Origin of the sequence: Rhodococcus sp. ACPA1 (assembly GCF_002300195.1) — a bacterium.
GTDB classification, from domain to species: Bacteria; Actinomycetota; Actinomycetes; order Mycobacteriales; family Mycobacteriaceae; genus Rhodococcus_F; species Rhodococcus_F opacus.
Map to the genome: position 1 here is coordinate 230,974 of NZ_NSDX01000004.1, position 21,181 is coordinate 252,154.

14 protein-coding genes and 2 pseudogenes are annotated in these 21,181 nt (G+C 68.5%); 6 read left to right on the forward strand and 10 right to left on the reverse strand.

Annotated elements, in window-relative coordinates; translation table 11 throughout:
• Positions 1–21: 21 nt before the first annotated feature.
• Entirely contained in the window at positions 22–456 is a 435-nt protein-coding gene (locus tag CJ177_RS18905) for an SRPBCC family protein (RefSeq protein ID WP_005248646.1), read from the reverse strand.
• A 248-nt stretch (positions 457–704) separates the two neighbouring features.
• Between CJ177_RS18905 and CJ177_RS18910 the strand changes: the two genes are divergently transcribed.
• Complete coding sequence (locus CJ177_RS18910; protein ID WP_005248648.1) at positions 705–2,156, forward strand: FAD-binding oxidoreductase; 1,452 nt, start codon at positions 705–707, stop codon at positions 2,154–2,156.
• A complete protein-coding gene (locus CJ177_RS18915; RefSeq protein ID WP_005248649.1) occupies positions 2,153–3,454 on the forward strand; it encodes a class I SAM-dependent methyltransferase in 1,302 nt (433 codons plus the stop codon). Before CJ177_RS18910 ends, CJ177_RS18915 begins: the two co-directional genes overlap by 4 nt.
• Before the next feature lie 23 nt (positions 3,455–3,477).
• Here the strand turns inward: CJ177_RS18915 and CJ177_RS18920 are convergent.
• The 3 genes and pseudogenes from CJ177_RS18920 to CJ177_RS18930 form a co-directional block, all read right to left on the reverse strand.
• Positions 3,478–4,528 (reverse strand): annotated as a pseudogene (locus CJ177_RS18920) (type IV toxin-antitoxin system AbiEi family antitoxin domain-containing protein).
• Positions 4,529–4,685: 157 nt separating this feature from the next.
• Complete coding sequence (locus CJ177_RS18925) at positions 4,686–6,824, reverse strand: 3-hydroxyacyl-CoA dehydrogenase NAD-binding domain-containing protein (protein ID WP_061041142.1); 2,139 nt, start codon at positions 6,822–6,824, stop codon at positions 4,686–4,688.
• Between the two features lie 29 nt (positions 6,825–6,853).
• Complete coding sequence (locus CJ177_RS18930) at positions 6,854–8,068, reverse strand: acetyl-CoA C-acetyltransferase (protein ID WP_025431690.1); 1,215 nt, start codon at positions 8,066–8,068, stop codon at positions 6,854–6,856.
• A gap of 235 nt (positions 8,069–8,303) precedes the next feature.
• Here CJ177_RS18930 and CJ177_RS18935 point away from each other — a divergent pair.
• Positions 8,304–9,950 (forward strand): annotated as a pseudogene (locus CJ177_RS18935) (amidase).
• Positions 9,951–9,960: 10 nt separating this feature from the next.
• Here CJ177_RS18935 and CJ177_RS18940 read toward each other — a convergent pair.
• The 4 genes from CJ177_RS18940 to CJ177_RS18955 form a co-directional block, all read right to left on the reverse strand.
• Positions 9,961–10,635: a response regulator transcription factor gene (locus CJ177_RS18940; protein ID WP_095868352.1), complete on the reverse strand. Its 675-nt coding sequence runs from the start codon at positions 10,633–10,635 to the stop codon at positions 9,961–9,963.
• On the reverse strand, positions 10,632–12,575 hold the full coding sequence (locus CJ177_RS18945) for a sensor histidine kinase (RefSeq protein ID WP_095868804.1): 1,944 nt from the start codon (positions 12,573–12,575) through the stop codon (positions 10,632–10,634). The genes CJ177_RS18940 and CJ177_RS18945 overlap by 4 nt, the downstream gene beginning before the upstream one ends.
• 44 nt (positions 12,576–12,619) lie before the next feature.
• Positions 12,620–13,318 carry a hypothetical protein gene (locus tag CJ177_RS18950; protein WP_179443254.1) on the reverse strand — a complete coding sequence of 233 codons (699 nt, stop codon included), beginning with the start codon at positions 13,316–13,318 and terminating at the stop codon, positions 12,620–12,622.
• Between the two features lie 85 nt (positions 13,319–13,403).
• Positions 13,404–15,680 (reverse strand): DNA polymerase III subunit gamma and tau, encoded by a 2,277-nt coding sequence (locus CJ177_RS18955; RefSeq protein ID WP_095868354.1) that lies wholly within the window; start codon positions 15,678–15,680, stop codon positions 13,404–13,406.
• Positions 15,681–15,890: 210 nt separating this feature from the next.
• Here CJ177_RS18955 and CJ177_RS18960 point away from each other — a divergent pair, with 210 nt between their 5' ends.
• Positions 15,891–17,237 (forward strand): ammonium transporter, encoded by a 1,347-nt coding sequence (locus tag CJ177_RS18960; RefSeq protein WP_005248686.1) that lies wholly within the window; start codon positions 15,891–15,893, stop codon positions 17,235–17,237.
• Positions 17,238–17,240: 3 nt separating this feature from the next.
• Here CJ177_RS18960 and CJ177_RS18965 read toward each other — a convergent pair whose 3' ends face one another.
• The gene (locus tag CJ177_RS18965) at positions 17,241–17,834 is read right to left on the reverse strand and encodes an HhH-GPD-type base excision DNA repair protein (RefSeq protein ID WP_025431689.1); all 594 of its coding nucleotides are present in this window, start codon (positions 17,832–17,834) and stop codon (positions 17,241–17,243) included.
• 86 nt (positions 17,835–17,920) lie between these two features.
• Positions 17,921–19,144, reverse strand: a complete 1,224-nt coding sequence (gene fes / locus CJ177_RS18970; protein ID WP_095868805.1) for an enterochelin esterase — start codon at positions 19,142–19,144, stop codon at positions 17,921–17,923.
• A 73-nt stretch (positions 19,145–19,217) separates the two neighbouring features.
• Here fes and fepB point away from each other — a divergent pair, with 73 nt between their 5' ends.
• Together fepB and CJ177_RS18980 are read left to right on the forward strand one after the other, a co-directional pair.
• Positions 19,218–20,225 carry a Fe2+-enterobactin ABC transporter substrate-binding protein gene (gene fepB, locus CJ177_RS18975; protein ID WP_095868355.1) on the forward strand — a complete coding sequence of 336 codons (1,008 nt, stop codon included), beginning with the start codon at positions 19,218–19,220 and terminating at the stop codon, positions 20,223–20,225.
• Positions 20,226–20,311: 86 nt separating this feature from the next.
• Positions 20,312–21,148, forward strand: coding sequence for a DUF1206 domain-containing protein (locus CJ177_RS18980; RefSeq protein WP_095868356.1), 837 nt, complete (start codon positions 20,312–20,314; stop codon positions 21,146–21,148).
• Positions 21,149–21,181: the final 33 nt, after the last annotated feature.

Genomic DNA, 21,181 nt, shown 5'->3' on the forward strand with positions numbered 1-21,181 from the left:
CCGGAGCGAACCGGCGTCGCGTCAGGCGAGTTCGCGCTCCAGGTTCGCCAGCACCTGCCCCTGAATCTTCTTCAGACCCAGCGGGGCGAACGTCTTCTCGAAGAAGCCCCCGATGCCGCCCGCGCCCTTCCACTCGGTGGTCGTGGTGACCGTCGAACCGCTGCCGCTCGGGGCGACGACCCAGGTGGTGACGAGCGACGAGTTCGCGTCCGTCTCGGTGATCGTGTTGCCCGCCACGGTGACCGTGGCCTTGATGTCACGGGACCGCTTCTCGGTGGCCTTCAACGTCCACTGCGCGACGGTGCCGCCGCCCTGCCCGCCCTCGAGGACGCGGTAGTCCAGGTACTGCTCCGAGAGGATGCGCGGACGCACCGTCTCGTAGTCCGTCAAAGCCGCGAGCGCCTTCTCCGGTGTGGCTGCGACGGTGATCGAACTGCTCGCGCTGACCTGGCCCACTGTTCTGACTCCTCTTGTACGATTTGTACGAAACTGCTTCCTCCTCTCATCCTGCCTTCCGTCCGCGAGTCCGGGCGATGACGTGGCAATCTATTGTGAGGTAGCTCACTTCGACGTGGTCACGACCCGCACATTGATGAGACATTTGTGTGAATCTTCGGTCGACCGCGCCGATATGCGTGGCCTGAACCCGCGGAGAGGGATAGCGTCAGGGTGTGGCTGCCTCTTCGGTTGAACTACTGAAAAGCATGCGGGAGGGTGGACGCCCCTTCCGTGCGCATCGCACTCTGCCCGTCACCGGGATCGACGCTCACCGCGCCGGCGTCGAACGGCTTCTCGCGTCCTACCGCGCGATTCCCACGGACGCCACCGTGCGACTCGCGAAGAAGACGTCCAACCTGTTCCGGGCGCGGGCCCAGACCAGCGCACCCGGCCTCGACGTCTCCGGCCTCGGCGGAGTCATCTCGGTCGACGAGCAGACCCGGACCGCGGATGTCGCCGGAATGTGCACGTACGAAGACCTGGTGGACGCCACCCTGCCGTACGGGCTGGTGCCGCTGGTGGTTCCGCAGCTCAAGACCATCACACTCGGCGGCGCGGTCACCGGCCTCGGCATCGAGTCGACGTCGTTCCGCAACGGGCTCCCCCACGAATCGGTCCTCGAGATCGACGTCCTGACCGGAAGCGGCGACATCGTCACCGCGACACCGGAAGGCGAGAACTCCGACCTGTTCTGGGGATTCCCCAACTCCTACGGAACCCTCGGCTACTCCACACGACTGCGCATCCAGCTCGAGCCCGTCAAACGGTATGTGGCACTGCGCCATCTGCGTTTCGACTCCCTGGACGAGCTGCAGTCGGCGATGGATCGCATCGTCACCGAGCGCGTCCACGACGGCATCCCCGTCGACTACCTGGACGGCGTCGTGTTCACCGCGTCCGAGAGTTACCTGACGCTGGGCCATCAGACCGACGAGGGCGGCCCCGTCAGCGACTACACCGGGCAGAGCATCTTCTACCGGTCCATCCGGCACAGTTCCGTGAACCACCCCAAAACGGACAAACTCACCATCCGAGACTACCTGTGGCGCTGGGACACCGACTGGTTCTGGTGCTCGCGCGCCTTCGGCGCCCAGAACCCCACCATCCGCCGGCTGTGGCCGAAGAACCTCCTCCGCAGCAGCTTCTACTGGAAGCTCATCGCCCTCGACCACAAGTACGACATCGGCGACCGCCTCGAGAAGCGCAAGGGCAACCCGCCGCGCGAACGCGTCGTGCAGGACGTCGAAGTGCCCATCGAGCGCACCGCGGACTTCGTCCGCTGGTTCCTCGACGAGATCCCCATCGAACCGCTGTGGCTGTGCCCGTTGCGGTTGCGGGAACCCGCCCCCGCCGGCGCGTCCTCGCAACGCCCCTGGCCCCTGTACCCCCTCGAACCGAAACGCACGTACGTGAACATCGGATTCTGGTCATCGGTGCCCATCGTTCCGGGCCGACCCGAGGGGGCCGCGAATCGGCTGATCGAAGACAAGGTCAGTGACTTCGACGGACACAAGTCCCTCTACTCCGATTCGTACTATTCACGAGAAGATTTCGAACGCCTCTACTACGGCGGCGATCGATACACGGAACTGAAAAAACGCTACGACCCGAAATCACGATTACTGGACCTTTTCTCCAAGGCGGTGCAACGTCGATGACAACTCTGAAAGCTTCACACTCCCAAGACCACAAGCTGACCATCGCAGAGATTCTCGAAACTCTGTCCGACGGCATGCTCCCCCTGCGGTTCTCCGCCTACGACGGCAGCGCCGCCGGCCCGGAGGACGCCCCCTACGGTCTCCACCTCAAGACCACCCGGGGCACCACCTACCTGGCGACCGCCCCCGGCGACCTCGGCATGGCCCGGGCCTACGTGTCCGGCGACCTCGAGGCCCGCGGCGTCCACCCCGGCGACCCGTACGAGATCCTCCGCGTGATGGGCGACGAACTGCACTTCCGTCGTCCGTCCGCGCTCACTCTCGCCGCCATCACCCGCTCGCTCGGCTGGGATCTGCTGCGCCCCATCGCCCCTCCCCCGCAGGAGCATCTCCCGCGGTGGCGTCGAGTCGCGGAAGGGTTGCGGCACTCCAAGTCCCGCGACGCCGAGGTCATCCACCACCACTACGACGTCTCGAACACCTTCTACGAGTATGTCCTCGGCCCGTCCATGACGTACACGTGCGCCTGCTACGAGAACGCCGAGCAGACCCTCGAAGAGGCGCAGGACAACAAGTACCGCCTCGTGTTCGAGAAGCTCGGCCTCCAGCCCGGCGACCGACTGCTCGACATCGGTTGCGGCTGGGGATCGATGGTCCGGTACGCCGCCCGCCGCGGCGTCAAGGTCATCGGCGCCACCCTGTCCCGCGAACAGGCCGAATGGGCACAGAAGGCCATCGCCGAAGAAGGACTGTCCGACCTCGCCGAGGTCCGGTTCTCCGACTACCGCGACGTCCCCGAGACCGGATTCGACGCCATCTCGTCGATCGGCCTGACCGAGCACATCGGCGTCGGCAACTACCCCGCCTACTTCGGGCTGCTGCAGAGCAAGCTCCGCGAGGGCGGCCGGCTGCTGAACCACTGCATCACCCGGCCCGACAACCAGAGTCAGGCACGCGCAGGCGGCTTCATCGACAGGTACGTCTTCCCCGACGGCGAACTCACCGGCTCCGGACGCATCATCTCCGAAATCCAGAACGTCGGACTCGAGGTGCGGCACGAGGAGAATCTGCGCGAGCACTACGCACTCACCCTCGCCGGATGGTGCCAGAACCTCGTCGACAACTGGGATGCCTGCGTCGCCGAGGTCGGTGAAGGCACCGCACGTGTCTGGGGTCTCTACATGGCCGGGTCGCGACTGGGCTTCGAACGCAACGTCGTTCAGCTGCACCAGGTCCTCGCCGTCAAGCTCGGCCCCAAGGGCGAGGCGCATGTGCCGCTGCGTCCCTGGTGGAAGTAGGCGGCTCCGCCGCCCGTGAGTGGTTAAGGAGTCTCTGCACTCCTTGACCACTCACAAGCCGGGCACGGCCTCTCGCCGGGCCTGATCCACCCCTCCCGCACGAGCACGGTCGCCACTTCACGGGCCACTACACACGGATTCTTCGTCACCTCGTCGAACCCGTAGACGAGCCGTGGGCGCCCCTGCAGCTCCGCGGCGTTGTCGCGTCGACGGTCCCGGAACGCGACCTCTGCCATGGCATGCGCGCGGCGACCGTCGAGTCGCACGATGAGCGGCACACCGTGGTCGGAGTAGTCGCAGTCCTCGAAGAGGGTTCGCCCGTCCACGATCACGGGTGACTGCCGCCGCGCCCGTGGGAGCCCGTGCGCGTCCTCGACGTCGGTGGCGTAGCGGTATTCGAGCACCGACTGCACTCCGTCGGCGAGCAGTCGTACCGCATCCACGAGCGCCTTGCCGTACCGACGCGGTCGTCGCTCCCCCATGCGTCGCCGGATGTCGCGCAGTGGGATCCGGGCATTGGTCACGAGAGCGACGAGCCGGGTGTAGGCGTCCCCGTGCCGTGGGCTCGGCGATCGCGAGGTCGAGCGCAGTGTCGGCTCGCATCGTCCGAGGCGGATCCGTGTCGACGGCGATGTAATCGTGCGCCCTCGACCGGTGCACGACGACTCCCGGATGCACGACAGTTCCTTCCCGGTGGCACAGACTGACCGACGCGAGGCCCGCACCGACACCGGTCGGAGGCTGGGTGATAGCCGATCTTCCGTAAGGAACAGTGATGTGCACGGGGCGTGCCGGATCGACACGAATCATGTGCCATTCCTCGGCGGCCGTGCGGTGGCTGAGGACTGCGCCCTTGCCTCCGAAGAGCAGCGCGGCTTCCAGCGACATCTCACGAGTGACCGGTCCGTTGCTCACCGAATAGACACCGTGGAGCACAGCTTGCCATCGACCGGATTCGACGCGGTGCCGGACCCTGCTGCGGGGAAACCCGAGGGCGTGGAGTTGCGTGTGGGTGATCAGGCCGAACTGCGCGTCGGCGACATCTTTCAGGGCGGCGAATTGTGTAGAGGTCATACCGGGCACGGTCACCGAGACCCCCGACGGGTCTCGGTGTCGCACCTGGGGAAATGGATTGCCCTGTGGATAACCCACAGGTTGGGGATAACTCAGCCCGTGCGTGGTTAACGAGTCCAGAGACTCCCTAACCACGCACGGGCGGCGGAGCCGCCTGCTACTTCAGCGAGGCCGGCGGGGTGAAGCGCTCACCGTACTTGGCAGCGAGTTCTTCAGCGCGCTTGACGAAGCCGGCCTGGCCGCCTTCGTAGCCCTGGATGTACTGCGACACACCGCCGGTCCAGGCGGGGAAGCCGATACCCATGATGGAGCCGATGTTGGCGTCGGCGGTGGTGAGGAGCACGCCTTCGTCGAAGCACTTCTGCGTCTCGATGGCCTCGATGAACAGCATGCGCTCGATGAGGTCCTGGAACGGCACCTCGAGTTCCTTGGAACCGAAGTTCTCCCGGAGACCGGACCACAGGCCGGTGCGCTTGCCGTCGGCGTAGTCGTAGAAGCCGGCGCCGCCGAGCTTGCCCTTGCGGTCGAACTTGTCGACCATCGTGTTGATGACGTCGCCTGCCGGATCGGCGGGCAGTTCCTTGCCTTCGGCCTTCGCAGCTTCCGCGGTTTCCTTGCGGATTTTCTGCATCAGCGTGAGGTTCAGCTCGTCGGACAGCTGCAGCGGTGCCGCCGGGTAGCCGGCCTGCATGCCTGCCTGCTCGATGGTGGCGGGCTCGATGCCCTCCGCCAGCATGGCGATGGCCTCGTTGATGAACGTGCCGATGACGCGCGAGGTGAAGAAGCCACGCGAGTCGTTGACGACGATCGGCGTCTTGCGGATGGCCTGCACGTAGTCGAAGACGCGCGCGAGGGCTTCGTCGGACGTCTTCTCGCCGCGGATGATCTCGACGAGCGGCATCTTGTCGACGGGGGAGAAGAAGTGGATTCCGATGAAGTCCTCTTGACGCTTCACACCCGTCGCCAGCCCGGTGATCGGCAGGGTCGACGTGTTCGAGCCGAGCAGGGCCGTCGGCTCGACGATGTCCTCGATCTCCTGGAACACCTTGTGCTTCAGGTCCTGCGACTCGAACACGGCCTCGATGACGAAGTCGACACCGGCGAAGTCGGCGGGGTCGGCGGTCGGCGTGATGCGGTCGAGCAGCGTCTTCGACTTCTCCTCGGTGGTCTTGCCACGCGAGAGGGCCTTGGCCTCGATGCCCTCGGAGTACGCCTTGCCCTTGTTGGCGGCCTCGATGGTGACGTCCTTGAGGACGACGTCGAAGCCGGCCTTCGCGGACACATAGGCGATGCCCGCGCCCATCATTCCGGCACCGAGCACACCGACCTTGGTGATCGAGGTCTTCTCGATGCCCTCGGGGCGGGAGGCGCCGGAGTTGATGGCCTGCAGGTCGAAGAAGAACGCCTGGATCATGTTCTTCGCGACCTGGCCGGTGACCAGCGACGTGAAGTAGCGGGCCTCGATGAGGAGCGCGTTGTCGATGTCGACCTGCGAACCCTCGACGGCGGCGGCCATGATGGCGCGCGGTGCCGGCATGGGAGCACCCTTGAGCTGCTTGCGCAGGTTCGCGGGGAACGCGGGCAGGTTGGCTGCGAACGCCGGGGTGGACGGGGTGCCGCCGGGGATCCGGTAGCCCTTCTTGTCCCACGGCTGGACGCCGCCCTCGGGGTTGGCCTTGATCCACGCCTTCGCGGCGGGCACCAGCTCCTCGACCGAGGACACGACCTCGTCGACGAGTCCGACCTCCTTGGCCTGCACCGGTCCACGCTGCTGACCCTGGAGCAGCACCTGCATGAGCGCGTTCTGCAGGCCGAGCATGCGGACGGTGCGCACGACGCCACCGCCGCCGGGCAGCAGACCGAGGGTGACCTCGGGCAGGCCGATCTTGACGCCCTTCACGTCCGCGGCGACGCGGTGATGCGTGGCAAGCGCGATCTCGAGTCCGCCGCCGAGCGCGGCACCGTTGATGGCGGCGACGACGGGCTTGCCGAGCGTCTCGAGGCGGCGCAGGTCCGACTTGATGGCGACGCTGTGGCTGTAGATCTCGTCGGCGTTCTCAGGGCCGACCTTGATCATGTTCTTCAGGTCGCCGCCGGCGAAGAACGTCTTCTTGCCGGACGTGATGACGACACCGGTGATGGAGTCCTTCTCGTCGACGAGGCGGTCGACGGTCGCCTTCATCGAGGAGATGTAGGCGTCGTTCATGGTGTTCGCGCCCTGGTTGGGATCGTCGATGGTGAGCACGACGATGCCGTCGGCGTCCTGCTCCCAGTTGATGATGTTCTGCTCGCTCACTGCTTCAAGTCTCCTGATGGTCCGGGCGGTCAGACGCGCTCGATGATGGTGGCGACGCCCATACCGCCGCCGATGCACAAGGTGATGAGGGCGTACCGGGCGTTGCGACGCTCGAGCTCGTCGATCATGGTGCCGGTGATCATGGCGCCGGTGGCTCCGAGCGGGTGACCCATCGCGATGGCACCGCCGTTGACGTTGAGCTTCTCGTCGGGGATGTTCAGGTCCTTCTGGAACTTGAGCACGACGGACGCGAATGCCTCGTTGATCTCGAAGAGGTCGATGTCGTCGACGGTCAGACCGGCGGCGGCGAGCACCTTCTTCGAGGCCGGGGTCGGGCCGGTGAGCATGATCGTGGAGTCGGCACCGCTGGTGGCCGTCGCGACGACGCGGGCGCGCGGGGTCAGGCTCATGTCCTTGCCCGCCTGCTCGGATCCGACGAGGACCAGTGCGGCACCGTCGACGATGCCGGAGCTGTTGCCGCCGTGGTGGACGTGGTTGATCTTCTCGACCCAGTGGTACTTCTGCAGCGACACGGCGTCGAAGCCGCCCATCTCGCCGACGCCGGCGAAGGACGGGTTGAGTCCCGCGAGGTTCGCGAGCGTGGTGCCGGGACGCATGTGCTCGTCCTGGTCGAGGACGGTGAGGCCGTTGATGTCCTTGACCGGGACGACGGACTTGGCGAAGTAACCGCCGGTCCACGCCTTCGCAGCGAGGTCCTGCGAGCGGACGGCGTACGCGTCGACGTCCTCGCGAGAGAAGCCCTCGATGGTGGCGATCAGGTCGGCGCCCACACCCTGGGGAACGAAGTAGTTGTCGTAGTTGGTGGCCGGGTCGAGCGCCCACGGTCCACCGTCGGAGCCCATCGGCACGCGGGACATCGACTCGACGCCACCGGCGATGACCAGTTCGTCCCAGCCGGAGCGCACCTTCTGTGCGGCGGTGTTGACGGCCTCGAGTCCGGACGCGCAGAACCGGTTCAGCTGGACGCCACCGACGGTGTCGGGAAGTCCGGCGTCGTTGACCGCGACGCGGGCGATGTCCATGCCCTGGTCGCCGACGGGGGTGACGACGCCGAGGATCAGGTCCGAGATGCGATCCTCGTCAAGGTCGGGGAAACGGGCGCGGAGCTCGTCGATCAGGCCGGTGACCAGCGAGATCGGCTTGACCGAGTGCAGCGAACCGGTCTTCTTTCCGCGGCCACGCGGGGTGCGGATGGCTTCATAAATGAATGCCTCTGTGGTCACTGTGGAATGTTCCTTCCTTATTTGCGTCGACGCCGACCGTGCACACGGCGCTCTGCACGGGGCATACCCCGGCACGTCCACCTTAGAACGTGTTGCAAAACGGAAGGAAGGACCGAAGCGATCCTGGATCGTGACCCAGGCGATCACGATCGGCCGATCTCCGCCATGCCCGGCCCGACCTTTCGTGCTGTAATGACGCGGCGCTCGACCCGACCCGAGCGGAGGAGAACACGCTGTGACCACCCGACTGTCCCGCCGGCAACTGTTCGGCGCCGCGACCGCGGGTGCGGTGACCGTTGCCGGGCTGGGGCGTGCCGGAGCGTCGGCGAACCCGGCTCTCCGACTGCCGTCTCCTGGCACGATCACCGCGTCCGATCCGGCTCTCCTCAGCGCGGTCGAGGCCGCGTCGCTGTTGCAGTCCCGGGCGCTGCATCCGCGCGAACTTCTGGATGCGTGCCTGTCGCGCAGCGCCGCGCACGACGGCGGCATCGGGGCGTGGATCCGGATCTACCCCGAGCAGGCGTACGAGGCCGCGGAGTCGGCCGCGCAGCGGCTGGCGGCAGGGTCCGCGCCGCTGGTGTGCGGATTGCCGATCGCACTGAAAGACCTGTACGCGGTGGCCGGGCTGCCCGTGACGGCGTCGAGCGGCGTCCTCGAGGGCAACATCGCCGCCGGCGATTCCGGGGTGTGGCGGCAACTGCGCGACGCGGGCATGGTGCTGATGGGCCACGCGCACACCCACGAGTTCGCCGTCGGAACCGCCACACCGCAGGTGGGGAACCCGTGGGACGTCGAGTACTCGCCGGGCGGCTCGTCCGGTGGCAGCGCCGCCGCCCTCGCCGCACGATTCGCGCCTTGTGCGGTGGGAACCGACACCGGCGGGTCGCTGCGCATTCCCGCGAGCGCGTGCGGGATCACGTCGATCAAACCGACGTTCGGCCGGTGCAGCACCAGCGGGGTGATTCCGCTGACCTGGACGCGCGATCACACCGGTCCGATGGGACGCAGTGTCGCCGACGCGTCGCTGCTCCTGAGCCACATGGCGGGCGTCGACGTCGACGATCCCAGCACGTCGGTGGGTCCGGACGTTCCCGCGGAGGGTTACCCGCTGACCGCCGCGGGCGGGTCACGCCCACTGTCCGGCACGCGCTTCGGGTTGCCGCGCGGTGTCGCCGCCGAGCTGCCAGGCCCGATCGGGTCTCTGTTCTCCGCGTTCCTCGACCTGGTCCGCGCTGGGCGGCGAGGTCGTCGACGTGACCGTGCCCGACGTCCCGAAGGGGCTGCTGAGCGGAGATTATGCCGAGTTCGGCTCGTATCACCGGCAGTTCGCGGACCGGCTCCCGGCGTACGGTCCGGAGTCGGCGCTCGCCGCGACCGCGGCGATGGCGAGCCTCGCCCTGCCTGTCGCGGACTACTTCGCTCTCGAACGCGCACGGCTGCGCTTCCAGCACGACTACAACCGGATGTTCGCCGAGCACCGGCTGGATGCGATTCTGCGTCCCGGCTCCCTCACCGACGGGGTGCGGCGCGACGCGTTCTCCGATTCGAGCGTGTTCGCCGGTGCACGGGAGAACTACTTCTGGGCCAACTACGCGGGGCACCGGTCGTCTGCACCCCGGTGGGCCGGTCCGCGGCCACCGGCATTCCGTTCGGGGTGCAACTGGGCGGGGTTCCGTGGTCCGAGGCGTCGCTGATCTCCATCGTCCTGGAACTGCAGGAGGCGCAGCCGGTGTGGCGGGACACGCCGCCGATCGGTCCGTCGCCGCGGCGGATCCCCGAGGTGCGGGTGGCGGCCCCCGGCGCCGGACCGACTGCGACCAACACGGACGACACGGGCCCCGGCATCCGGTTCGTCCCGACGACGTCGACCGCGGGCGTGTGACCCCGCGCGGTCAGGCTTCGAGGCCGAGACCCGCGTCCCGTGCCCGGACGATCGCGGTGGGACGGTCGGGCACACCGAGTTTGGCCAGCACGTTCGACACGTGGTTGCGCACCGTCTTGGGGCTCAGCACGAGCCGCCGCGAAATGCTCGCGTTGTCGTAGCCGCGGGCGACGAGGTCGAGGACCTCACGCTCCCGGTCGGTCAGCTCGGGAAACACCGTGGGACCCACCCGTCGCGAGGCGGCCATGAAGCTCATCGCACGGGCCGCCACCGCGGCGCCGAGGATCACCTCACCGTTGGCGACCGCTCGGACCGCCCGTTCCACCTCTCCCGGATCTGCCCCCTTCACCAGGTAGCCGCGAGCCCCGGCGCGCACCGACGCGACCAGCGATTCGTCGTCCTCGTGCATGGTCACCACGAGCACCCGCAGTGCGGGATGCCGCTCGACGAGCCGCCGGGTGGCGTCCACCCCCGAACCGTCCCCGAGTTCGAGGTCCATCAGCACCACGTCGACGTCGCCGTCGACGACGTCGAGCGCCTCTGCGACCGAACTGGCCTGCGCGGCCACCTCCATGCCGTCCAGGGTCGACAGCAACGCGACCATCCCCAGCCGGAACACCGGGTGGTCGTCGACGACAGCTACCCGGATGGACGACGTGGTGGAATTCGTGGTGCCTGCGCTCATGATGCGGTCAACGGTAACCGGGCCGTGACCACCGTGCCTGTCGGACGGCCGGATTCGATGTGGAGCGTGCCGCCGAGTTCGTGGGCCCGCTCGCGCATCGACCGGGTTCCGACGCCGCCGCCCCCGGCCGGATCGAACCCGCACCCGTCGTCGTGGATGACGACCGTGAGCATCTCCCGTGCGAACGTGGCGTCGACCCGGCAGCCGTCGGCGCCGCTGTGCCTGCGCGCGTTGGTGACGGCCTCGACGACGATCCCGTACGCGGCGGCGCTGATCTCCGCACCCAGCCCCGGCGGCGGATCGGCCTGCACCCGCAGCTGGAATCCGCTGCGCGACTGGTTGGCTGCCAGTTCGTGCAGCGCCGGGACCAGTCCGAGCTCGTCGAGCACCGGCGGGAACATGCTGCGGGACAGCTGCCGGACGCCCTCCACCTGATGGTCGAGTTGCTCCTGCAGCGCGTCGATGAGTTCCGCGGCGGCGGCCGGGTCCGAGCCGAGCAGGTTCCGGGCGCCCTGAAGGCCGAGTCGGATACCCGCCAGCGACGGACCCAGTCCGTCGTGCAGTTCGCGGCGAATCATCTGCCGCTCCTCCAGTCGCACGGACGCCAGCCGGCGTCGCGCCTCCTGCAGGTTCTCCGCCGACTGCAGCACGACGAGGCCGGCAGTCACCACCGCCGACAGTTCGGTGAGCGATCGGCGGGTGCGCGTCCCCAGCGACTCCCCCGGTGGCGCCGTGACGACCATCGTCCCCAGTACCGCACCGCGGTGGACCAGCTCCACCGACTCGGCGTGCCCCGTCGCCGAACCCCACACCGCGGCAACCCCGCTGGTGTGCCGCACGGACACGGACTCGAGCCGCAATGCGACGCCCACGCCGGCAGCGAGGCCCTCCAGGAGTTGTTCCGGGGTTTCGGCGCTGCCGAATTGCCGGCCCAGGGTGCGGACGGCGCGAGCCGGATCCGCGCCCTCGCCGTAGACGAGGTGGTGCACCCGCCGCTGCAGCCACAGCCGGACCGGCTGCACCGCGACGGCGACGACACCCGCCGCGACCACCTGCGCCCCCACCGAATCACCCTCGGGCAGCAGCGCCGTCACGGCCGTGGCCACCACCACGTAGAGCGCCAGCAGCAGGACGGTGAGGGTGCCGGCTACCGTCGCGCGGCTGACGGCGAGGTTCAGCCCCCACATGCGCTGGCGCAGGATGCACACCAGGATCGCGACCGGATAGAACGCCTGAACAGCCAAGTGCACCAACGGGTTGAGCACCCACAGACCCGGCAGTGACGCGGGCAGTGCCAACGGAACGTATGCGGCCGTCATCAGCGCCGTGCCGAGGCACATCCATCCGAGCCCGACACGCTCGTCGGGTGGGCCGTGCCGCCACCGCCACCCGCAGTCCGCTGCCGCCGCGGAGCCGACGACGAGAACGGGCGCGATCACCCAGATCGCGGGGATGTCCGTGAACGTGCGGGACCAGAAGTACCAGGCCGTCGCGGCGATACCCGCGAGGACGCCGAGTTTCGCGCCGACGCCCAGCGGGTGGTCGCGGATCAGCCACGGCACGATCAGGAACAGGCTGAGCGTCCCGGGAATCCACGCCGTGTTCTGCAGCGGGGACAGCACGTCGACCCACGGCAGCCCGGGATGCACGACCGCGAGTTGCGAATAGCTGTAGCTCAGCGCGGCGACACCCACGCCGATCGCGGTGAGCCCCATGATGATCGGCACGGGGTGCACCCGCCGCGCGAGGACGACGCCCGCCACGGTCCCGTAGACCGCCGCCCCGACGACGTCCACCAGGAAGAACAACTGGTTCGAATCGATGCCCGGATCGGCCCGGACGAACGCCACCACGGACAGGACGACCAGGATCCACGCGGACACCGCCATGACAGCGGCTGGTATGGGCGCACCGCCCGTACCTGCCGACCCCTCGGTCATTCGAGTGTCCTTCTGCTTCACCATGATGCGAACGAGTATCTCCCCTACTCGCGCACGGTGTCGGCGAAAGCGAAGCCGATCGCGCTCACCAGCACCCACAGCGGTCCGGTGAACCCGGCGAGGTACTGCAGCGGCGAGACGCCGATGACGGCCGTCACCAGGCCAAGGACCAGGCTGACCCAGCCGATCCACCGCGGGCCCGCCTGTCCGCGCAGCAGTGCGACGGCCACCGCCAGCGCGCTGACCCCGGCGCCCTCCCACAGCCACGGGATTGTGCCCATCCAGTGGCCGCCGACCACCGCGAACTCCGGCACCACCTGGTCCGTGTCACCGAGACCGAACACCAGCTCGGTGGTCAGGCCGGTCCCCAGCAGGCACGCCGCCGACGTCAGGACCAGACCGAACGCCGCGACCGACGGCAGGATGCTCTCGGCGGGCAATGCGGCTCGCAGCCGCTGGGACAGCCCGGCGGCGAACACGAGGATCAGCAGCGCCGCGGTCATGATCGACACGTGCATGACGAGGATCCCGGTGCGCTGTCCGGCGAGGCCGTTCATGATGGCGACCGGGTCACCGGCCGACGCCTCCGCGTAGACCGCGTCGATCGACATGCTCGCCTGGATACCGACGATTCCGGCTACGCCGGCGAGGACCCCGAGGTAGGCCCACCACCGGCCGCTTCGCGGTCGCGCAGTCGCCGGGACCTCGTTCTGCACGCCGTCTGGAACATTCACTGTGCTCATGGGACGAGAATCGGCCACCCGGCGTCCCGGGCACCAGGGGCGGATGTCCCGATGTGGCGGGACCGCCGACGACGGCCCCGTCGGGTCAGCCCTCGAGCTTCTTGGCCCCGAGCATGTCCTTCAGCAGTTCGAACGCCACGTCTTCCGGGTCGCGGCGAGTCGCGGGGTCGACGGGTTCCGCCGCCTCCGCGAACATCTCTTCCTCGTCCTCGGGTGTGGAGACGGGCGGCGTGGTCGCCGAAGTTTCGTAGTCGATCGGCCCGGGATCATCGGGGTAGTCGGGTGCCTCCGGCGGCGGAATGTCGTCGTCCGGCTCGGACGACGGACGTGCCTGGCCCGCACCCGGACCCGAGTCGGAGCGCTGTGTGTCGGACTGCTGCTGCGGCGGACGCTGCGCGGTCTTCTCCTGACTGGGCCGGGAGAATCGCGGTGCGCCTGCCGGCTTCGTCGGCGCTGCAGCGGCCTTCGCGACCGGTGGTGGCGGCGCCGTCGGAGCACCGGCCTGATACTCCACTTCCCAGGTGCCGCCGAACATCTCGGCGAGCACCTCGGTGATCACCTGAGCGTTGTGCGGTGACGCGATGCGAGCGCCCAGGTTGGGGACGGGGTGCGCCAGGATCAGGCGGTTGCCCTGAACGTCGTGCACCGTCGCGGCCGACAACATGGCGGGCAGAATCTTGTTCCGCTGACTCACCTTCTCGCGCAGCGAGTTCCAGGACTCGCGCAGCGCGGCAGCATCCGGACCGGCCGATGCGGCGGGCTCCGCCTCCACCTCGGGGGTGAGCGACGGCTCCGGTTCCGGTTCGGGAGTCGGTTCCAGCACGGGAGTCGGTTCCGGTGCAGGAGTCGGCTCGGGTTCCGGGACGGGAGCGGACGCCGGCGCGGGGGTCGGCTCGGGTGCGGGAACAGGGGCCGGCTCGGGTGCGGGAACAGGGGCCGGCTCGGGCGCGGGCGTCGGTTCGGGGACCGGCGTCGGCTCGGGCTGCGGCTCCGGTTCGGGAACGGGTGTCGGCGCGGGTTCCGGAACCGGCCGCGGCATCGGTTCGGGTTCCGGCTCGGGCGGCGGGGGCACGGTGGCTGCCGCGGCCTGCCGCATGGACGGTCGCTGGAACTTCGGTTCCGGTTCCGGCTCGGCAGGCGGCTGCGGCGCACGCGCAGGAGCCGCCGCGGGCCGCTCGGCTGCGTCGACGGCCGGCGCCGACCCGGCGGGCGGAAGTCCGCGTTCGACGCGTTCGAGTCGCTGCAGCACGGCGGACTCCGCATCGGACGCCGAGGGCAGCAGCATTCGGGCGCACATCACTTCGAGCAGCAGGCGGGGGGCCGTGGCGCCGCGCATCTCACCGAGGCCTGCGTGCATCACCTCGGCGTAGCGGGCGAGCGTGGCGGGACCGATCCGCTGGACCTGCGCGCGCATGTGCTCGAGCACGTCGCCGGGCGCGTCGACCAGGCCGCGTTCGGCGGCGTCGGGCACCGCCTGCATCAGGATGAGATCGCGCAGGCGCTCGAGCAGGTCGACGGCGAACCGGCGCGGATCGTGCCCGGCGTCCATCACGCGGTCGACCGTCCCGAACAGCGCTGCACCGTCGCCGGTGGCGAGCGCGTCCACGGCGTCGTCGATGAGCGCGACGTCGGTGACGCCGAGCAGCGCGAGCGCGCGCGGGTAGGTGACGCCCTCGTCGCCCGCTCCGGCGAGCAGCTGATCGAGGATGCTCAGCGAGTCACGCGGCGAACCGCCACCCGCGCGGATGACCAGCGGATACACCGGGTCGGCGACCGGCACACTCTCCTGGTGGCAGATCTTCTCCAGCAACCCGCGCATCGTCGCCGGAGCGAGCAACCGGAACGGGTAGTGGTGGGTGCGCGAACGGATGGTCGGCAGCACCTTCTCGGGTTCGGTGGTGGCGAAGATGAAGATGAGGTGCTCCGGCGGCTCCTCGACGATCTTGAGGAGCGCGTTGAAACCGGCCGTGGTGACCATGTGGGCCTCGTCCACGATGAACACCCGGTACCGCGACTCGGCGGGCGCGTAGAACGCGCGGTCACGCAGCTCACGGGTGTCGTCGACGCCACCGTGGCTGGCCGCGTCGAGTTCGGTGACGTCGAGGTTGCCCGATCCCCCGGGGCCGAGCGCCACGCACGAGGGGCACTGGCCGCACGGCGTCGAGGTCGGACCCTCGACGCAGTTCAGCGATCGGGCCAGGATGCGGGCAGACGACGTCTTGCCACAGCCGCGGGGACCGGAGAACAGATACGCGTGGTTGATCCGTCCGGCGTCGAGAGCGGTGCTCAGTGGTTCGGTGACGTGCTCCTGCCCCACCACCTCGGCGAAGGATGCGGGTCGGTACTTCCGGTACAGGGCCACGCGGAAAGACTACCGGCGGTCCCCGACAGTCCGGGCCGGGTGGTCGAAGCGCCCGCTCAGCACCCGCTCGGGGCGCTACTCACAAGCAAAAGTCCGAACCTGACCGCATTGCGTAACACGTTCGCAACGCAGCGGCAGCACAGTCGAAACCGCTCGCGGTCATCGTGACTTTCCGCGCCGGGTTTCGTCTCGGGGTGTGAGGAGAATGTCGTGCCTGCAATCGACGCCGGAGCAACCGCCTGGCTTCTGATCAGTACCGCGCTGGTCCTTCTGATGACGCCGGGGCTCGCCCTGTTCTACGGCGGAATGGTCCGTTCCACCGGCGTACTGAACATGATCATGATGAGCTTCGTGTCGATCGCGCTGGTCACGGTCGCGTGGCTGGTGGCCGGATACTCCCTCATCTTCGGCGACGACATCGGCGGCGGACTGATCGGCGGGCTCGAGCACCTGGGGATGGTGGGCATCGACCCGACCACCGTCCACGGACAGGTCCCCGAGATCCTGTTCGCCACGTTCCAGCTGACTTTCGCGATCATCACCGCCGCGCTGATCAGCGGCGCGATCGCCGACCGGGCCAAGTTCTCGGCCTGGATGATCTTCGTGCCCGTCTGGGCCCTCGTCGTCTACGCACCCGTCGCGCACTGGGTGTGGAACCCGCAAGGCTGGATCGCGCAGTTCGGCGCCCTCGACTACGCGGGCGGACTGGTCGTCGAGATCGTGTCCGGCGCGTCGGGCCTGGCGCTGGCGCTGGTCCTGGGCCCGCGCCTCGGTTTCCGGTCCGAGTCGATGCGCCCCCACAACCTTCCGCTGGTGCTGCTGGGCGTCGGCCTGCTCTGGTTCGGCTGGTTCGGTTTCAACGCCGGTTCGGCGCTGGCCGCCGACGGCACGGCCGCCGCGATCTTCTTGAACACCCTCGTCGCCGGGTGCACGGGCCTGCTCGGCTGGCTCCTCGTCGAGCAGAAGCGGGACGGCCACCCCACCACGTTCGGTGCGGCGTCCGGTGTCGTCGCCGGCCTGGTCGCGATCACCCCGTCCTGCGGCACCGTGAGCATGGTCGGGGCGCTGGTCGTCGGCGCCGTCGCCGGTGTGGTCTGCTCGTTCGCCGTCGGCTGGAAGTTCCGCCTCGGGTACGACGACTCGCTCGACGTCGTGGGAGTCCACCTGATGGGCGGCATCGTCGGCACCATCCTGATCGGACTGCTGGCCACCGAGGTCATGACCGGCGGACCGGAAGGCCTCTTCTACGGGGGCGGGTTCACGCAACTCGGCAAGCAGGTGTTGGCCGTGGTGGTCGTCGCCCTGTACGCGTTCGGCGTGACGTACGCGCTGGGCAAACTGATCGACCGGATCTTCGGGTTCCGGGTGAGCGCGGAGGACGAGTCGTCCGGCATCGACCTCGCGTTGCACGCCGAATCGGCGTACGAACACGGTGTGCTCGGACACGGTCCGAGCGGCGGCGGTCAGGGCAACAGCGTCTTCCCGTGGATGCACGAGGCCGAACGCCGGCGGCACCTGGACGCCGAACGGAAGCAGAACCCCTCCGATACCGAGTAGCGGCTACTTCTTCTTCGCCGCCGCGGCCTTCTTCGCATCGGCCTTCGCGGCCTTCTTGAACTCGCGGACCTCGTGGAGGCTCTTGTCGTCCACGACGTCCGCGATCGACCGCCGGGATCCCTCGGTGCCGTAGTCGCCCGCGGCCTCCCGCCAGCCCTTCGGTTCCACACCGATCTGCTTGCCGAGCAGTGCCAGGAAGATGCGGGCCTTCTGATCGCCGTAACCCGGCAGCGCCTTCAGCCGTTTCAGGACCTCTTTGCCGTCGGGGTCGCCGCTGGTCCACAACGCCTCGACGCTGCCGTCGTAGTTCTCGACGAGGAACGCGCACAGCGACTGGATGCGGGTGGCCATCGATCCGGGAAACCGGTGGACCGCCGGTGTCTGTGAGCAGACGGCCGCGAACTCCTCCGGATCCATCTCCGCGATGCGGTGCACCTCGAGGCCGCCGAGCCGGTCGTCCAGCTTCTTCGGACCCGCGAACGCCGTCTCCATCGGAACCTGCTGATCGAGCAACATCCCGATGAGCAACGCCAGCGGATCACTCGCCAGAAGTGCGTCGGCGTCCGGATCCCCTACCAGATTCAGCGTGCGTGCCATGCTCTGATCCTGCCATCCCACGATCCGGCGGGTGCGCCCTTCACCTCGACGCGCGGTTTATTCACAGAGTTATCCACATCACTGCATTACCGGTCGGTACGCTCCAGCATCGAGGCCACGCCGGCGATCAGACCGTCGCGCCAGTGCAGGACGTCGTGGCCCCCACAGAACTCGCGGTACCGCACGTCGTGGCCTGTGCCCGCCAACAGGTCGCGCACCTCGCGGTTGGGTTCGACGAGCATCCATTCGAGTGTTCCGACCTCCACGCTGAACCGACTGTCCGACGGCGGCGTGGCGCGCACGCGGTCCTGGAACGGGACTCCCGGCCCGGAGCCGGGCCACCAGAACGATCCGGACAGGCTGACGGCGCACCCGAACACCTGCGGGGCGGTCAGTGCGAGGTGGCACGCCGTCAGTCCGCCCAGGCTGCAGCCGGCCACGATCGTCGACGCGGGATCGTCGGTGGCATCCCATTCCCGCCGCAGCCACGGAAGCAGTTCGCCGGCGAGACCGGACGCGAACGCGGCACTGCAGCCCAGCTCCTCGGATCGCAGTTCGGGTCCGACACTGTCGACCATCACGACGAGCGGAACCCGGTGCCCCGTATGTCCGAGCGCGTCGACGGCGCCCGCGATACGCAGGTCGACCGCCCACGTCCGGCCGTCCAGCACCACCACGACGGGACGATTCCGAGCGGTGAGGCCGGCCGGTTCATAGACCCACACCGACCGTCGCGTGCCCGACAGCGTGAACGTCGTCTCGTGGAGCGCGCCGCGGCCGGGCCGGGCCGTCCACCAGAGCTGCGCGGGTGCCGCCGGCATCACCGCCTCGGAGCTGTCGCCGGTGTCCACCACCCGCGTCGGCAATGGGTTGAACGGGTCGGACTGCGCGTCGGCGAGCACGCTCCGCCACCACTGCCAGCCCGGGGTGTTGCCGGGAACCGTCAACGATTCCGCGCGGGGGATGAAATGGTAAGCACCGCGCCACGTCTCGGGGACCTCGATCGACAGGGACCAGAGGTCGGTGCCGGGTAGCCGCGACAGCGCGGCCCGTTCCAGTCGGGAGCGGTCGGTGATTCCGTTGGCGTCGAGGTAGACGTGCCGCGTGCGCGACGTGCGCTCGGCGCCGTCCGGATCCCGCCAGCAGAACGTCGCGATCACACAGCCGGGGTCTGCCCCGTCCGGCTCGATCAGGGGACTGCCCGCGGCCGCGAGACGGTCCCAGAACGCGGGGACGCCGTCACGTGTCAGGTCGTCGATCGACCGTGCGCGTACGACGCGACGCTCGGGTCCCGGCACTCGTTGCAGCATCCACTTCTCCATTCGAATGTAGGTAACGCTAGCCTAAATCAGCTTCCTTACCCGTGCGAAAGAGAGTCTTACCGTGAAACTTCGTCGCTCACTGGCAGCCGTCGCTGTCCTCGCCGTCGGGATCGGCGCTGCCGCGTGCTCGTCCGATCCCGATTCCGACGCCGCGACCACCGACAGCACCGCCGCATCCCAGAGCTGGCCGCGCACCGTCACCGACGAGACCGGCAGCGTCACGCTCGAACAGAAGCCCGAGCGGATCGTGTCCACCAGCGTCACCCTCACCGGTTCACTGCTCGCCCTCGACGCCCCTCTGATCGGCACCGGCGCGCAGAGATCCAGCGACGTGACCGACGAGAACGGCCTGTTCACGCAGTGGGCGGACATCGCCGCCGGGCGCGGCGTCGAGACGCTGTACCAGGGGGAACCCAACGTCGAGAAGATCACCGCCGCCGATCCGGACCTCATCTTCGTGTCCGCCACCGGCGGTGATTCGGCGATCGACCAGGTGGACACGTTGAAGCAGATCGCGCCCGTCGTGGTGCTGCGATACGACGACAAGTCGTGGCAGGACCTCAGCGGACAGATCGCCGCGGCCATCGGGGCCGAGGCACAGGCCGACGCCCTCGTCGCGAAGTTCGACCAGCAGCTCGACGACGCCAAGTCGGCGCTGGGCGACAAGGTCGCGGCGGCGAACCCGGTGAATGTGCTCGCGTACAACTCACCGGAGGAGTCGCGGATCTTCACCGCCGAATCGGCGCAGGGCATCCTGTTGGAACGCCTCGGATTCTCGCTTGCCGAGCTGCCGTCCGACCTCACCGCCGCCGACAAGGGCATCATGGCCGGCCGCAAGGACGTCGTGCCGGCCGGGCAGGAGAACCTGCCGCGAGCCGTGCCCGGCAACACCACGTTCATCGTGATCGGTGAAGCAGCGGACGCCGACAGGTTCCTTACCGATCCGACGCTGCGGGAGACGCCGTCCGTGGAGAAGGAGCAGGTGATCGGGCTCGGGAAGGACAGCTTCCGCCTCGACTACTACAGCGCGTCCAACCTGATCGACCGGGTCACGAACGCAGTGCGATAGCGCTCACCCCGTGTCGGCGCGGCCCATATCGGGTACCTCTACGTCACAGGGACTCCGGTCCGTTCGCACAACCCGAAGGACACCCGATGGCCCAGAACGAAACGAATCGAGCCAACGGGATGAGCCGCGCCGTCGACAGGGCAACCGACAGCAACACTTTCGAGCGGGTCGCGCGCGCCGGCCACGTGATGAGCGGTTTCGTCCACCTGCTGATCGCGTACATCATCGTTCAGCTGGCGTTCGGCACCGGCGGCAACGCCGATCAGTCCGGGGCCCTCGGCGCCCTGGCCGCCAAACCCGGTGGCCGGTTCGTGCTGTGGGTGGCGATGGTCGCGTTCATCGCGATGGCGCTGTGGCGGCTCGCCGAAACAGTTCTCGGCCCCCACGTCACCGAGAACTCCGGGGGCGACGGCGACGACACGTCCCTGCTGGACCGCGCGAAGGCGTTCGGCCTGGCCGTCGTCTACTTCGCGTTCGCCTTCTCGGCATACCAGTTCGCGAGCGGCGGTGGTAAATCGAGCGGTCAGCAGAACGCCGGAATGAGTGCACGCCTCATGGAGTCCGGGGGAGGCAAGATCCTTCTCGTGGTGGTGGGTCTCATCGCCATCGCGATCGGCGGCTACCACATCTACAAGGGGGCGTCGAAGAACTTCCTGGACGACCTGAAGGGCACCCCGTCGAAGCTCGTCGAGCCCCTCGGAGTGGTCGGCTACGTGGCCAAGGGCCTCGTCATCGCGGGCGCGGGCGTGCTGGTGATCGTGGCGGTCGTCAACGCCGACCCGTCCAAGGCCACCGGCCTCGACGGCGCAGTGAAGACCCTGGGCTCGGCGCCGTTCGGGCAGTTCCTCCTGGTCCTCGCCGGACTGGGCATCGCCGCGTACGGGCTGTACAGCTTCGTGATGGCGCGCTACGCCAGGATGTAGAGACACGTCCGGCCGCTCACCCGGCAAGGGTGA

What these genes read in the sequence shown, in the direction of transcription:
- CJ177_RS18965 (WP_025431689.1), bottom strand. Translation starts at nt 17,834, where the DNA reads ATGGCACGCACGCTGAATCTGGTAGGGGATCCGGACGCCGACGCACTT.
- CJ177_RS18940 (WP_095868352.1), bottom strand. Translation starts at nt 10,635, where the DNA reads ATGAGCGCAGGCACCACGAATTCCACCACGTCGTCCATCCGGGTAGCT.
- CJ177_RS18910 (WP_005248648.1), top strand. Translation starts at nt 705, where the DNA reads ATGCGGGAGGGTGGACGCCCCTTCCGTGCGCATCGCACTCTGCCCGTC.
- CJ177_RS18950 (WP_179443254.1), bottom strand. Translation starts at nt 13,318, where the DNA reads ATGAGCACAGTGAATGTTCCAGACGGCGTGCAGAACGAGGTCCCGGCG.
- CJ177_RS18980 (WP_095868356.1), top strand. Translation starts at nt 20,312, where the DNA reads ATGGCCCAGAACGAAACGAATCGAGCCAACGGGATGAGCCGCGCCGTC.
- CJ177_RS18915 (WP_005248649.1), top strand. Translation starts at nt 2,153, where the DNA reads ATGACAACTCTGAAAGCTTCACACTCCCAAGACCACAAGCTGACCATC.
- fes (WP_095868805.1), bottom strand. Translation starts at nt 19,144, where the DNA reads ATGCTGCAACGAGTGCCGGGACCCGAGCGTCGCGTCGTACGCGCACGG.
- CJ177_RS18945 (WP_095868804.1), bottom strand. Translation starts at nt 12,575, where the DNA reads ATGACCGAGGGGTCGGCAGGTACGGGCGGTGCGCCCATACCAGCCGCT.